General features: G+C 72.1%; 11 protein-coding genes. 7 read left to right on the top strand and 4 right to left on the bottom strand.

Features of this window, described 5'->3' with window-relative positions; all coding sequences use genetic code 11:
- Positions 1-61 precede the first annotated feature (61 nt).
- Positions 62-1591 carry a diaminopimelate decarboxylase family protein gene (locus RAN62_RS05965; protein ID WP_305783446.1) on the bottom strand — a complete coding sequence of 510 codons (1530 nt, stop codon included), beginning with the start codon at positions 1589-1591 and terminating at the stop codon, positions 62-64.
- A gap of 434 nt (positions 1592-2025) precedes the next feature.
- On the opposite strand from RAN62_RS05965, the gene RAN62_RS05960 reads away from it, so the two are divergent.
- The 5 genes from RAN62_RS05960 to RAN62_RS05940 all read left to right on the top strand — a co-directional run bounded on the left by RAN62_RS05960 (position 2026) and on the right by RAN62_RS05940 (position 7568).
- Complete coding sequence (locus tag RAN62_RS05960; protein ID WP_305783445.1) at positions 2026-3915, top strand: APC family permease; 1890 nt, start codon at positions 2026-2028, stop codon at positions 3913-3915.
- A 658-nt stretch (positions 3916-4573) separates the two neighbouring features.
- Complete coding sequence (locus RAN62_RS05955; RefSeq protein WP_305783444.1) at positions 4574-5815, top strand: saccharopine dehydrogenase family protein; 1242 nt, start codon at positions 4574-4576, stop codon at positions 5813-5815.
- On the top strand, positions 5812-6363 hold the full coding sequence (locus RAN62_RS05950; protein ID WP_305783443.1) for a DUF1707 SHOCT-like domain-containing protein: 552 nt from the start codon (positions 5812-5814) through the stop codon (positions 6361-6363). Before RAN62_RS05955 ends, RAN62_RS05950 begins: the two co-directional genes overlap by 4 nt.
- A gap of 17 nt (positions 6364-6380) precedes the next feature.
- A complete protein-coding gene (locus tag RAN62_RS05945) occupies positions 6381-6980 on the top strand; it encodes a sugar O-acetyltransferase (protein WP_305783442.1) in 600 nt (199 codons plus the stop codon).
- A gap of 84 nt (positions 6981-7064) precedes the next feature.
- Positions 7065-7568, top strand: a complete 504-nt coding sequence (locus RAN62_RS05940; protein WP_305783441.1) for a ricin-type beta-trefoil lectin domain protein — start codon at positions 7065-7067, stop codon at positions 7566-7568.
- A gap of 355 nt (positions 7569-7923) precedes the next feature.
- Here the strand turns inward: RAN62_RS05940 and RAN62_RS05935 are convergent, their stop codons facing one another.
- Both RAN62_RS05935 and RAN62_RS05930 read right to left on the bottom strand, forming a co-directional pair.
- Positions 7924-9063: a hypothetical protein gene (locus tag RAN62_RS05935; protein WP_305783440.1), complete on the bottom strand. Its 1140-nt coding sequence runs from the start codon at positions 9061-9063 to the stop codon at positions 7924-7926.
- 105 nt (positions 9064-9168) lie between these two features.
- On the bottom strand, positions 9169-10053 hold the full coding sequence (locus RAN62_RS05930) for a DMT family transporter (protein ID WP_305783439.1): 885 nt from the start codon (positions 10051-10053) through the stop codon (positions 9169-9171).
- An 83-nt stretch (positions 10054-10136) separates the two neighbouring features.
- On the opposite strand from RAN62_RS05930, the gene RAN62_RS05925 reads away from it, so the two are divergent.
- Positions 10137-11033: a LysR family transcriptional regulator gene (locus RAN62_RS05925; protein ID WP_305783438.1), complete on the top strand. Its 897-nt coding sequence runs from the start codon at positions 10137-10139 to the stop codon at positions 11031-11033.
- On the opposite strand, the gene RAN62_RS05920 is transcribed toward RAN62_RS05925, so the two are convergent.
- Positions 11030-12373, bottom strand: a complete 1344-nt coding sequence (locus tag RAN62_RS05920; RefSeq protein ID WP_305783437.1) for a DUF1996 domain-containing protein — start codon at positions 12371-12373, stop codon at positions 11030-11032. The genes RAN62_RS05925 and RAN62_RS05920 overlap by 4 nt on opposite strands.
- Positions 12374-12505: 132 nt before the next feature.
- Between RAN62_RS05920 and RAN62_RS05915 the strand changes: the two genes are divergently transcribed.
- Positions 12506-13555, top strand: coding sequence for an aldo/keto reductase (locus RAN62_RS05915; protein WP_305783436.1), 1050 nt, complete (start codon positions 12506-12508; stop codon positions 13553-13555).
- The last annotated feature ends 95 nt before the right edge of the window (positions 13556-13650 follow it).

Raw genomic sequence — 13650 nt, 5'->3', positions numbered from 1 at the left:
TCTGCGCGTTTCGGGTGGGTCGGTTGACGACTTCCTTGCGCGTTTGCGTGAGCGGTGTCGGTCAGACGACTCGGCGGAGGAGGTCGTCGACGGTGTCGCGGCGGATGTGGGTGCGGGCCAGGCCGTCGGCCACTCCGACGACCGGCGGGCGGCCGGCGAAGGGGTCAGGGCGGTGGTGGTACGCGCCCGTGCCCGCCACCACGAGGATGTCGCCCACGGTGACGTCGGCGGGGAGTTCCATGGCTGGAACCAGCACGTTGGCAGCCAAACGGCCGGTGGCTCCGCCGGACGCCCGCCCTGGTGCGACTGCTGTCAGGGCCGAGGTCGGCCGGTCGGCTGAGTTCGCACGGTGGGCCGAGGCCGGCTGGTCGGGTGAGTTCGCGCGGTGGGGGGAGTTCTGCTGGTCGGCTGAGTTCGCACGGTCGGGCGAGATCGGTTGGTCGGGTGAGGTCGGACGGTGGGGGGAGGCCGCGGCGCGGCGGGCTCGCCGGGGCGTGGGGGCGGCCGCTGCGGTGATCATGGCGAGACGCATCGGGGCGGTGGAGACGCGGCCGGCCAGTTCGGCGGTGTGCCGGCCGGCGCAGTCGGCGGTCGTGGTGCAGTCGGGGACGGCGCCGTCGAGGGTCACCGTCAGGCGGCCGTCGGGGAGCTGCGTGACCTCGGCGACTCGGTGGATCGTGACGCCGGCCCGGGCGACGAGCGCCCGGCCGGGGGAGACGGTGAGGGCCGGTTCGGGGACGGCGTGCCGGTCGGCGGCGAGGCGGAGGACCGTACGGATGCGGCGGGCGAAGGCGGCGACGGCGAAGGCGCTGTCGTGCCCGCTGTAGGCGACGGCGTGGCCGCCGCCCAGGTTGAGCGAATGGACATCGGCGCCGGTGCGGGCGCGCGCGACCGCGCAGAAGGCCACGGCCTCTCGGACGCACGATTCGTAGGCCTGGAAGCGGCTCAGCTGGTGGCCGAGGGAGCAGTCGAGCCCGGCCAGGCGCAGGTTGCGGCTGGTCAGCACGGTGGCCACCGCGTCGAGGGCGGCGGCCGTGCCGAGCCGGAAGCCATAGCGGTGACGGCTACGTCCGGCGGCGGCCGGCGTCACCCGCAGGTGCACGCGCTGTCCGAGAGGTGCGCGCGCGGCGACGGACTCCAGTTCGGCGGGCGTGCCGACGACCACGGCGGCGCCGGAGTCGTACGCGGCGTCGAGGTCTTGCAGGGATTTGGCCGTGCCGTGCAGGACCAGGCGCGCGGGGCGGAGGCCCGCCAGGAGGGCGGTGCGCAGGTCGGCCGCCGAGCCGATGTAACAGCCGAGGCCGGCTTGGGCCATCCAGCGGGCCTCGCCGCTGGTCAGGCCCGCTTTGGCGCTGTACGAGACGCCGCGCCGGCCGAACGCCGCCAGGTACTCGGCGCAGCGCGAACGGACGTCGACTTCGTCGAGCACGTGCACGGGTGTGCCGTACGTGGCCGCGAGCGCCGTGGCGCGCACGCCGCCGATCAGCAGGTCGCCGTGGCCACCCCAGCGGGCGGTGGCCGGCCAGACGGCGGGGTCGAGGCGGGGGCGCAGCGAGGCGCGGAACGTCGGCAGCAGTTCGGCGAGGGTCATGCCTCGAATGGTCGGGCGCCTGGAACGGCCCCGGACAGGGGTGGATACGGGACTTTGACGGCTCGTACGGGAAATCTCTACGCGTTCTTAACGCCTGCGGACGAGCGTCGCCGATCACGGCGCGCCACTATTTCAGCCGAGTGCCGGATCGTCCGGCCGAGGGCCGGAACGCTCGGCGGGTTGCTGAACGCTCTGCCGCTTGCCGGGAGGTTCGGTCGAGTGCCGGATCGTCCGGCCGAGGGCCGGAACGCTCGGCGGGTTGCAGAACGCTCAGTCGCTGGCTGAACGCTCAGCCGCCTGCCGGAACGTGCGGCCGGTTGCTGGAACGTTCGGCCGAGTGGCCGAACGCTCAGCCGGTGGCGGCAATGTACGGCCGGTTGCTGGACCTCCGGCCGAGTGCTGGGAAGCGAGAGGAACGACGCAGGCCCGTGGTGATGAGCGAATGGCTCCTGAAGGGCCTCAACGACCAGGCCGGCCAGCATCAGGGGCCGCATGCCGAGAGCGGGGAGAAGCCGCACTCATGGTGGAAGGTCATGTGCCTGACCGGCGTGGACTACTTTTCCACGCTCGGCTATCAGCCCGGCATCGCGGCGCTGGCCGCCGGCGTGCTGTCTCCGGTGGCGACGCTGGTGCTCGTGCTGGTGACGCTGCTCGGGGCGCTGCCGGTCTATCGGCGGGTGGCGGCGGACAGCCCGCACGGCGAGGGTTCGATCGCCATGCTGATGAAGCTTTTGTCGTTCTGGAAGGGCAAGCTGTTCGTTCTCGCCCTGCTCGGCTTCGCGGCGACGGACTTCATCATCACGATCACGCTGTCCGCGGCCGACGCGACGGCGCACATCGATGAGAATCCGTATTGGCCGGCCGCCCTGCAGGGGCACGAAGTCATCGTCACGCTGGTGCTGATCGCGCTGCTCGGCGGCGTTTTCCTCAAAGGGTTCACCGAGGCGATCGGCATCGCTGTCGGCCTGGTCGGCGTCTATCTCGCCCTCAACGTGGTGGTGGTCGCCCAGGGGCTCTTCCGCGTCGTCACGCACCCGTCGCAGGTCGGCGACTGGACCACGGCCCTGACCACCCAGCACGGCGATCCGCTCATGATGGTCGCCGTCGCTCTGCTCGTTTTTCCGAAGCTGGCGCTCGGGCTGTCCGGCTTCGAGACCGGCGTGGCCGTGATGCCGCAGGTCAAGGGCGGTTTACCGGAGCGGGTACGGGGCACGAAGCGGTTGCTCACCACGGCTGCCGTCATCATGAGCGTTTTCCTGCTCAGCAGCAGCGTGGTGACGACCGTGCTCATCCCGCAGCAGGAGTTCGAGGACGGCGGGCAGGCGAACGGGCGGGCACTGGCCTATCTCGCGCACGAGAACCTGGGTGCGGCCTTCGGCACGGTGTACGACGTGTCGACGATCGCGATCCTGTGGTTCGCCGGGGCGTCCGCCATGGCCGGGCTGCTCAACCTCGTGCCCCGGTACCTGCCCAAGTTCGGCATGGCGCCGGGGTGGGCCCGGGCGGTGCGGCCGCTGGTGCTGGTCTTCACGCTGACGGCCTTCCTGATCACGGTCATCTTCCGGGCGGACGTGGACGCGCAGGGCGGTGCCTATGCGACGGGCGTGCTCGTCCTGATGACCTCCGCGGCGGTTGCGGTGACACTGTCAGCTCACCGCCGGGGGCAACGGGCCCGGGTGTGGGGGTTCGGGATCATCGCGGTCGTGTTCGCGTACACCACGGTGGTCAATGTCTTCGAACGGCCCGACGGTGTGCGCATCGCCGCCTGCTTCATCGGCGCGATCCTGGTGATCTCGTTGCTGTCGCGGCTGTTCCGGGCGTTCGAGCTGCGGGTGACGGGCATCGAGACGGACGAGGTCGCGGCGCAGTTCTTGAGCGAATGTGCACGGCGCAATGTTCGTTTGATCGCGAACGAACCTGACCGGCGCGACGCCCGCGAGTACAGCGACAAGATCGCGCAGATCATCGCGGACAACGACCTCGCCGACGACCGCGACCTGATCTTCGTCGAGGTGACGGTGCGCGACGCGTCCGACTTCGAGACCGAGCTGCGGCTGCACGGCGAGGTGCTGCACCACCGGTATCGGGTGCTGACCGTGGAGAGCTCGTCCGTGCCGAGCGCGCTGGCGGCGACGCTGCTGCACATTCGCGACCTGACGGGGCGGCGGCCGCACATCTACTTCGAGTGGACCGAGGGCAATCCGGCGGCGAACTTCCTGCGCTATCTGTTCTTCGGACAGGGAGAGGTCGCGCCGGTGACACGGGAGATGGTGCGCCAGGCCGAGCACGACCGGCGCCGGCGACCGCACATCCACGTGGGCTGAGCCGCGTCGCCCGGCCGCACATCCACGTGGGCTGAGCCGCGTCGCCCGGCCGCACATCCACGTGGGCTGAGCCGCGTCGCCCGGCCGCACGTTTGCGTGGGCTGAGCCGGGCGACTGGCCGCGCCACGTGGGCTGATTCATCCGGCCGGCCACACCACATCGACTGCGCCGCATGCTCCGCCGCATATCCACGTGGGCTGAGTCAGGCGAACGGTCGTGCGTCCGCGCCGGCGTGCCGTGCGGGCGTTGCGTGCCGTGCGCGCGGCGCGTGCAACAGTTGCGCGTCCGCGTCCGCGTCCGCGTCCGCGTCAGCGTCAGCGTCCGCGTCCGCGTCCGCGTCAGCGTCAGCGTCCGCGTGCGGTGCCTGCGGTGCTTGCGGTGCGTGCAACGTTGCGCGTCCGCGTCCACGTGCAGTGCGTGCGGGGATTGCGCGTCCGCGTCAGCGTGCGGTGCGTGCGGTGCATGTGGTGCGTGCAACCTTGTGCGTCCGCGTCCGCATGGGTGCGTGCGGTGCGTGCAGTGGTTGTGCGTGCGCGTCAGCGTGCGGTGTGTGCGCCGGTCGCGCGCCCCGCGGCGGATCGTGGTGGGTGCGGGCGGTTGTGCGTTCGTGCGGGGCGAGCCGCGCGGATGGCGGCTTTTGCGGGCAGAATTCGTGGGCATGACCGATTACGACGTCGTGGTGTACGGGGCCAGCGGATTTGCCGGGGCGCTCGTTGCGGAGCATCTGGCCGAATACGCGCCCGCGGGAGTGCGGGTGGCGCTGGCGGGGCGCTCCGGCGAGCGGCTGGCGGCGGTGCGTGATCGGCTGCGCGCGCGCCACGGCGTCGACTGGCCGGTCGTGGTCGCCGATGCGGCCGACGGGCGGGCGCTGGCCGATCTGGCCGCGAGCACGCGCGTGGTGGCGACGACCGTGGGTCCGTACGCGAAATATGGCCGGGCCCTCGTCGCGGCGTGCGCGGCCGCCGGGACCGACTATGTCGACCTGGCCGGCGAGGTGCTCTTCGTGCGGCAGAGCATTGATGAGAACCACGCAATCGCTCAGCGTACGGGTGCGCGGATTGTTCATTCGTGCGGTTTCGACTCCGTCCCGTCGGACATCGGCGTGCACGTTCTGCACGCGGCGGTGGCCGAGGCGGGCGCCGGGCAGCTCACGGACACGACGCTGGTGGTGACGCGGCTCAAGGGGGCGCCCAGCGGCGGCACGATCGACACCATGCGGCACCAGATCGACACCGTGCGGCGGGACCGGGACGCGCGGCGGGTGGCGGCCAGCCCGTACTCGCTGACGCCCGACCGAGCGGCGGAGCCGGACTTCGGCCGACAGCCCGACCTGGTCACCGTGCCCGCCGGCGAGGTGAGCCCGGGACTGCGCGGCACGCTCGGCCCGTTCTTCATGGCCAGCTACAACACGCGCATCGTGCGGCGGAGCAATGCCTTGCGCGATTACGCGTACGGGCGGGAGTTCCGCTATCGCGAAACGATCAGCACGGGAACGTCGGCGCTGTCGCCCGTACTCGCGAAGGGGGTGAAGCTCGGTCTCACCGGGCTCTTCGCCGGGCTCGCGCTGGCGCCCACGCGCGCGGTGCTCGACCGCGTCCTGCCGAAACCGGGCGACGGACCGTCCGAGCGCACCCGGCGCGCCGGGCATTTCACCATGGACATCTTCACGACGACCACGACCGGGAAGCGCTTCCGGGCGCGGTTCCGGATGACAGGCGATCCCGGGTACGCGGCCACCGCCGTGCTGATGGGCGAGTCGGCGCTCGCGCTCGCCCTCGACCGCGACGCCCTGCCGCCGAGCGAGGGCGGCGTGCTGACCCCGTCCACCGGGATCGGCGACGCGCTGGTCGCCCGGCTGCGCGCCCGGGGCGTGGACATCAGTTCTACAGTGGCCGGATGAGCGACGGCTGGCGGATCTCGCACCAGGACCGGTCCGACGCGGCCGAGCGGCTGCGCGCGGCCCTCGAGGAGGGACGCATCACCCTCGACGAGTACGACGACCGGCACGCCCGCGTGCAGGAGGCGCGCACGTACGGGGACCTCGCCGGGCTGCTCGCCGATCTGCCCGGCCCGCCGGTCACCACCGACGCTCCCGAGTTCCTGCCCCTCACCACGACGGCCGCCACCCTGCGCCGCAAGGGCCGCTGGCTCGTCCCGCACCACCTGCAGGTCAACGCCAAGGCGGGCGCCGTCCGTCTCGACTTCAGCGAGGCCGTCATCCCGTGGCGCGAGGTGCGCGTCGAGCTGGCCGTGTACATGGGCTCGACCGTTCTGGTCCTGCCGCCCGGCGCCTCGGCCGACGTGGACGCGGTCGAGCTGGTGGCCGGCTCGGGGCGGGTGCGCGTGCCGGTGATCCGCGGGGAGGGCCCGCACTTCGTGGTCAGCGGCCGGCAGGTGGCCGGCAACCTGGTCGTGCGTCACCCGTACCATTTCCTGCGACGGAGATGATCATCCAGGGAGACCGAGTGCCCAGCCTCACCGAGCAGTTCGCGCACATGGCCACCGGCGCGATGTACGACGACCTGACCGCCGAGCTGATCGACGCGCGGCACCGGGCGGTGCTGGCGACGAACGCGTACAACGCGGCGTTCGGGCAGTCGCCGGCCGAGCGCGAACGGCTGCTGCGCGCCGTGCTCGGATCGGCGGGGGAGGGTGCGCATCTCGAGCCGACGTTCCGGTGCGAGTTCGGGGCGAACATCCGCGTCGGCGCGCGCTTCTTCGCCAACTTCGACTGCGTGATGCTCGACGGCGCGCCCATCACGATCGGTGATGACGTGCTGCTGGGGCCGAAGGTGGGGCTCTACACGTCGAACCACGCCTTGGACCGGGCCGAGCGGATCGGGGGCGCCTGCCGCGCGCTGCCGATCACCATCGGGGACGGGGTCTGGATCGGCGGCGGCGTGACGATTCTGCCCGGCGTGACCATCGGGGACGGGGCGGTGGTCGGGGCGGGGAGCGTTGTCACGCGGGATGTGCCCGCCGGTGTGGTCGCCGCCGGGAACCCGGCCCGGGTGCTGCGCGAGATCACCGACGCGGACCGGACGGGGTACGTTCCCGCGCATTGAGGGAGGTCTTGTGTAGGTCCGCGTATAGACCGCGGCGATAGCTTCGGCGCTCATTTCCACACTCCGAGCCCAGGGAGATGAGTCATGAGGAAATCGAGATTCGGCAGGACGCTTGCCGCACTCGCCGGGATGGTCACGCTCATCGCCGTCGGTGCGACGCCCGCACACGCGGACACCGGCTACTGGTACGTCGGGAACGGCGCTGGTGGTTGCCTGGACTACTCGAACCAGTACGGCTTCAGAGTGTTCTCCGGTTGCACTGGCGACTGGCGCTATCAATGGCTCTACTTCCAGCATGTCGGCGCCGATCCCGACACGTATCGGATCTCCGGGAACAATGGAAATCAAGGCTTCAACATCTGTCTGCAGGCGCACGGCAACGGCCGGCAGGCCTTCGGCGCCCAGTGCGGTTCCTATATCGATCTGGTCTGGACCGTCCGGTACGCGAACAATCGGCCGTACTTCGACAGCTTGGCCTATCCCGGCCTGTGCCTGACCAGGGCGGGAGAAGACGGGGCCCGCGGCTGGCTGGTCACCACGGAGCCGTGCGCGGGAAGAGAGACCCAGTACTGGGAGTGGAAGAACTGATCAGCGAGGGTGACCACCCAAGACGCGTCACGGGACAGGGTCAGCCGGTCCAGCAGAGGGCTCGGGCGATCTGGGCGTAGAGGCCCTTGGGGCGGGCCCGGAAGAGCGGTTCGGGTGCCGGACAGGACCGCCCGGCCACCGCGCGACGCCGGGCCTGAGAGGACGGCGGCCTGGCCTGCGGCCGGGGAAGGGCCGCCGGCGCCCGGGGCGGACGGGAGCCAGTGACCGGCGACGAGGGGGCCGGTGGCGTAGCGCTGCTCGACGGTGGAGCCGGTGCCGGTGAACCAGAGCGGCGAGTGGACGAAGGAGTTCGGCGAGGAGCCGGTCGCCGGCGACCTCGAGCGCGGCGTAGCGCTCAATACCGCTGGACCGGCATGGCGGACACGTCGAACGTGCCGCTCGGCAGGCCTTGACTGTCGAAGAGCTCGACGTGCCGGATGTCGAGCACCGGCGGCTTGCCGATCGGGACCGGGCCGCCGCCGGGGAGGGCGATGATCTCGTCCCAGGCGGGCGGGGCCAGGGCCATCGCCCGCTCGCGGGGAACGTCCCACATGCCCGGGAGCAGCTCCAGGAACGTCACGTCGGCCGGGCGCAGGGCCGGGTCGAGCGGCGCCAGGAAGGCGGCGAGCTCGCCGGCCAGCTCGTCGTCCTGGGCGATCAGCTCGGCCACGGCGGGCGGCGCCACGAACCGGTAGGACGCCCGGTCGCCCCGGCGGACCAGGAAGAGGGCGATGCGGTCGAGGAAGGCCGGCTTGGGCATGCCGCGCAGGACGAGCGGCTCGGAGGTGCAGCTCCAGCCGTGGCCGGCCAGTTCGTCGACGAGGCGCTCGCGCGGGCCCGGGTCGGCCGGGTCGGCCAGCACCGCCGCCACCGCGTCCCGGACCCCGCGCCGCTCCAGCGGTGGTTGCTCGCCGGAGCCGGCGAAGCGGTTGATGTGGACCACGCCGGCCGGGCTCGCGAGGGGCAGCTCGACGCGGCGTTCGAGGGCGGCCAGGAGCACCTCGCGCCGGCGGGCCGGGTCGAGGCCGCCGGTTTCCCAGCCGTCGTCGAGGGCGAGGTCGGCGGTCCGCGGCGCGTACGGGTCGTCGGCCACGGTCACCAGGGCGGGCGCGGCGACCACGGGGCCGTCCGGGGTCTCGGTGACCTGGACGCGGATGTCGGCGAGCGGGCGGATCGGGGTGAGCAGGACCTGCTCGCGGACGCGGCGCAGCTGACGGCCGGTGACGGCGGTCAGCACGTACGGCCAGAGCAGGAAGTTGACCGGCTCGCCCAGCACCATCGGCCGCCACGCGTCGCCGGAGTCCTTGAGCACGTCGGTGGCGTCCTCGGGGGCGATCTCGCCGGTGACCCAGAACTCCTCGGAGCTGCGCCCGCCGTCGCCGCCCGGCACGCTGCCGGCGATGCTGCGGTGCACGAGCAGCCAGCCGCCGCTGCCACCGTGCGGTATCCAGATGTAACGGGTGGTCACGGTCCTCGACTCGTCACCCGTGCTCATCCCGCCTCCTGAACGACCTTGTGCATTGACAGTGCTCTAAGTAGCACCGTCATGAACTCAGGGGCCGGAGAGTACCGGAGTCGATGTCTCACGGGGAGTCACTGTTCAAGATCTGACTCTTTCCGGGGCGCGTGCGGGCAGGCGGGTGACCGCCACCCCGGCGAGGCACAGGGCCCCGCCGGCCAGCGCCAGCGCCGTCGGCACCTCCCCGAGCACCAGCCAGGACAGCACCACGGTGAACACCGGGACCAGGTACGACGACACGCTCAACCGGCCCGCGTCCATGCGCCGCAGCGCGTACGCCCAGGTGGCGAACGCGATCGCGGTCGGGAACAGGCCCAGGTAGACCATGCCCGCCACGGTGCCCCCGGACGCCGAGCCGAGGTCGTGCACCAGGTCCCCGGCGAACGGCAGGCACGCCGCCGCGCCGGCCGCACAGCCCAGCCACGTGGCGGTGAACGGGTCGACCGTCGCCAGGGCCTGCTTCTGCAGCAGGACGCCGACGGCGTAGAGGGCCGCGGCGCCCAGCGCGAAGAGCACCCCGGCGGTGTCGTGGCGCCCGGTCGACGTGGCCGCCGCGATGATCGCCACGCCGGCGAAGGCGACCGCGAGCCCGGCCAGCAGCGGCCGGGGGAAGCCCTCGCCCAGGAACAGCCCGGCCAGCACGGCGATGAGGATCGGACCCAGGTTGACCACCAGCGCGGTCGTCCCGGCGTCGAGGTGCCGTTCGGCCGCGTTGACCAGGACCGCGTAGATGCCGAACCACAGCCCGCCGTACCCGAGGACCAGCAGCAACGGCCGGCCGCGCGGGATCGGCCGCCGCCGGGCCAGCGCGACCGCGCCCAGGGCGATCGTGCCGGTCAGCAGGCGGCCGAGCGCCAGGGCGCCGGGGCTGATGTGCGGGCCCACCGAGCGGATCACGATGAAGGCCGACGCCCAGAGCAGCATGGTCACAACGGCGGCGAGCAGGGGGAGGGAGCGTTGGTTCACCCCGCCGACTCTGGCCGGGACGAGGCGTTAGCACAAGCAACTTGTTCTTGGGAATTGTTAAGTCCAGCTGTACGGTCGTCGGCATGCTCGATCTGCACCGGCTGCGCGTCTTCCGGGCCGTCGTGGCGGGCGGGTCCGTCCACGCGGCGGCCGCGGCCCTCGGCTACACGCCGTCCGCGATCAGTCAGCACGTGACGGCGCTGCAACGCGAGACCGGCCTGGTCCTGCTGGCCCGCAGTGGCCGCGGCGTCGAGCCGACCGCCGTCGGGCTCGCCCTCGCGCAGCAGGTCGACGGCGTGCTCGCGAGCCTCGGCGACGTCGAGGCGCTGGTCGCCGATCTGCGCGCCGGGCGCACCGGCTCGCTGTCGATCGCCTACTTCCCGTCGGTCGGCGCGGCCTGGATGCCGGCCGTCGCCCGCGGGCTGCTCGCGGCCTTCCCCGACCTGCGGCTCGACCTCGAGCTGCGCGACGAGCCGGGCGCGGGGCCGGGCCGGCTGCCCGACCTCCAGGTCGTGGTCGCCCCGCCCGACTTCCGGGGTACGCGTTCCGCCCGCGCCCACCACCTGCACGACGACCCGTACGTGGCCGTCGTGCCCCGCTCCCACGAGCTCGCCGGCCGCACCGAGGTGGAGCTGGCGAGCCTCGCGGCGGAACGCTGGATCGACAACGACTTCGCCCGGGGCTGGTGCCGGCGGAACCTGCTCGACGCGTGCGAGTCGGCCGGCTTCCACCCGTCGTTCCGGGTCGAGGCGCACGACTATCCGACGGCGATCGCCTTCGTCGACGCGGGCATCGGGATCACCGTGCTGCCCCGGCTCGGCGCGGCCGGCCTGCCCGACGGGGTCGCCGTGGTCCGGCTGATCGCGCCCACCCCCGTACGGGCGGTGCATGCGGTGGTCCAGAACGCCGTGGCGCGGAACCCGCCGGTGGCGAAGGCCCTGGAATTGCTCCAAGCCTGCGCCACCGGCCGGAATGCCTAGAACCCGCCTGCCGTGTTGCACTTCGCGCGCTGGACCACGCAGTCCTTGACGCGCTGGCCGAGCGCGGCGTCCTGCCAGGCCAGGAACACGTCGCCGTGCATCGACGACGCCATCTTGGAGGCCAGCTCGAAGCCCGCCGCCGACCCGCTGGTCCGGTACGCGATCACGAACGAGATGTTCGGGATGGCCACCGGGTAGTCGCCGCCGCAGGTCCCGGTGTACGTGTACGCGACGTGCGACTTGTGGTCGGGGCTGTCCAGGTGCACGCCGTCCCAGCAGTCCGGGAAGACGAGCTGGAACACCAGGTCCGCCGTCGGCGCGCACACCGGCCAGTTCCCGTCCGCGCTGCGCCCGATCTCGCCGCCCGGCCCGGCGCAGAAGAACTGGTTCACCGAGCCCTTCGGCGTGGGCACCTGCAACCGCGCGTCGCCGGCGATCATCCGGAAGCCCTGCGGGAACGGGACGGTCGCGGTCGGGTCGGGCAGCCGCGAGCCGTAGTAGACGGTCACCCCGGACGGCTCGACCGCGCGGCCGTTCTCGTACAGGGTCGGGATCCAGTACGCCGACAGGTCGGTCGACGGCGCGCAACTCGTCCCCGCGTTGGCCAGCAGCGACTGCGTGGTCGTGGCGGCGTTCGCCGACTTGTTGCCGAGGAAAGAGTGCATGTGCGACGCGCCCGGCATGTTCGGGAAGACGATCGGGTCGTCGGGCTTCGAGTGGCTGTACGTGCACGCCGCGTTGAACTCGGAGACGCGTACGGCATCGGGGGGTGCGGGGTGGGTCGGCAGCGCGCGGTAGGCCGCGAGCTGGGCGTTCCACCGGGCCTGGTCCATCAGCACCCAACCGGCCGAGTCACTGGCGCCGTCGCCGAACTTGAACCAGTTCAGGTTGACGAAGTCGCCGCCACCGGTGCTCTGCAGCACCGCGAAGACGGTCTGCTTGCCGGTGGGGTGACTGGCCGCGGTGGCCGTACGCGTGACCCAGGTCTGCCAGCCGCCGGTCGGGGACACCGGGAAGCTGGCCAGCAGCGGGCCGGTGACCGAGCCGGTACGCAGCTCGACCGCGCCCGAGCCGGCGGCCGACGCGATGCGGGCCTGGAGGCTGAGGGTGCCGGCGGCGCCGAGGTCGACGCCGTCGTAGCGCAGCCAGTCGCCGGCGGCGAGGTAGGAGACGTTCTGGCCGCCGCCGGTGTCGGCGGTCGCCTCGACGACGGCGCCGGACTGCGCCGCGAACGACTCGGCCTGCACGGTGACCGTGGCGGCCTCGGCGGGCCCGGTGGTGACGGCGACAGCTCCGGCCGTGGCCAGGAGTGCCGCCAGGAAGGCGGGCAGTTTCTTCATGGGGATTCCTCCGCGGGGATCGGGGAACCCTCAGTGTCGGCCTTTTCCCAAGCTATGGACGAAGTTCGATGAAGTATCGGCCGAAGAGCCGACCTGGGTTCCGGAACCCGATCGTGGGCATAGGTTGAGGTCATGGAATATCGCCAGCTCGGCCGCTCCGGCCTCAGAGTCTCCGTCCTCACCATGGGCACCATGACCTTCGGTGGCAAGGGCAACTTCGCCAACGTCGGCAGCACCGATGTCGCCGAGGCCCGGCGCCAGGTCGACCGCGCGATCGACGCGGGCATCAACCTCATCGACACCGCCGACGTCTATTCCGACGGGCTCTCCGAGGAGATCATCGGCGAGGTGCTCGAGGGCCGCCGCGAGGACGTGCTGCTCGCCACCAAGGTGCGCATGAGCATGGGCGCCGGCCCCAACGACGCCGGCCTGTCGCGGCACCACATCATCCGCGGCGCGGAGGCAAGCCTGCGCCGCCTGCGCACCGATCACATCGACCTCTACCAGGTCCACGAGTGGGACGGCCACACCCCGGTCGAGGAGACCCTCGAGGCCCTCGACCTGCTCGTCAAGCAGGGCAAGGTGCGCTACGTCGGCGCGTCCAACTACTCCGGCTGGCAGCTGCTCAAGGCGCTGGGCACCGCCGACCGTACGGGCACGCCGCGCTTCGTCAGCGAGCAGATCTACTACTCCCTGCAGGCCCGCGACGCCGAGTACGAGCTCATCCCGGCCGCCGTCGACCAGGGCCTCGGCGTCCTGGTGTGGAGCCCGCTCGCCGGTGGCCTGCTCTCCGGCAAGTACCGCCGGGGCCAGGAGCCGCCGGCCGGGTCGCGCCAGCTCACCGACTGGAACGAGCCGCCGGTGCGCGACCAGGAGCAGCTGTACGACACCGTGGAGGAGCTGGTCGCGATCGGTCAGGCGCACGGCGTCTCCGCGGCTCAGGTGGCGCTCGCCTGGCTGCTCGGGCGCCCCGCCGTCGCGTCGCTCGTGATCGGGGCGCGCACGGACGAGCAGCTCGCCGACAACCTCGCCGCCGCTGAGCTGTCGCTGTCCGCGGAGGAGCGGGAGCGGCTGGACAAGGTGAGTGCGTTGCCGCTGCTCTACCCGTACTGGCACCAGGCCGCGACCTCCAGCGACCGGCTCTCCCCGGCGGACCTGTCCCTGCTCGGCCCGCATCTCTGAGCAGCTCTCCGCCCGATGCAACTTTCCGGCGGGGTGATGCGGTCGTAGGGGCATGACGAAGTTCGATGCCAGACGGCGGCTGGCGGTGGCCGCCG

This window comes from Symbioplanes lichenis (assembly GCF_030709675.1).
GTDB lineage: Bacteria > Actinomycetota > Actinomycetes > Mycobacteriales > Micromonosporaceae > Actinoplanes > Actinoplanes lichenis.
Note: the sequence above shows the minus strand (reverse complement) of the source record. Positions and strands in the feature narration are given on the sequence as shown.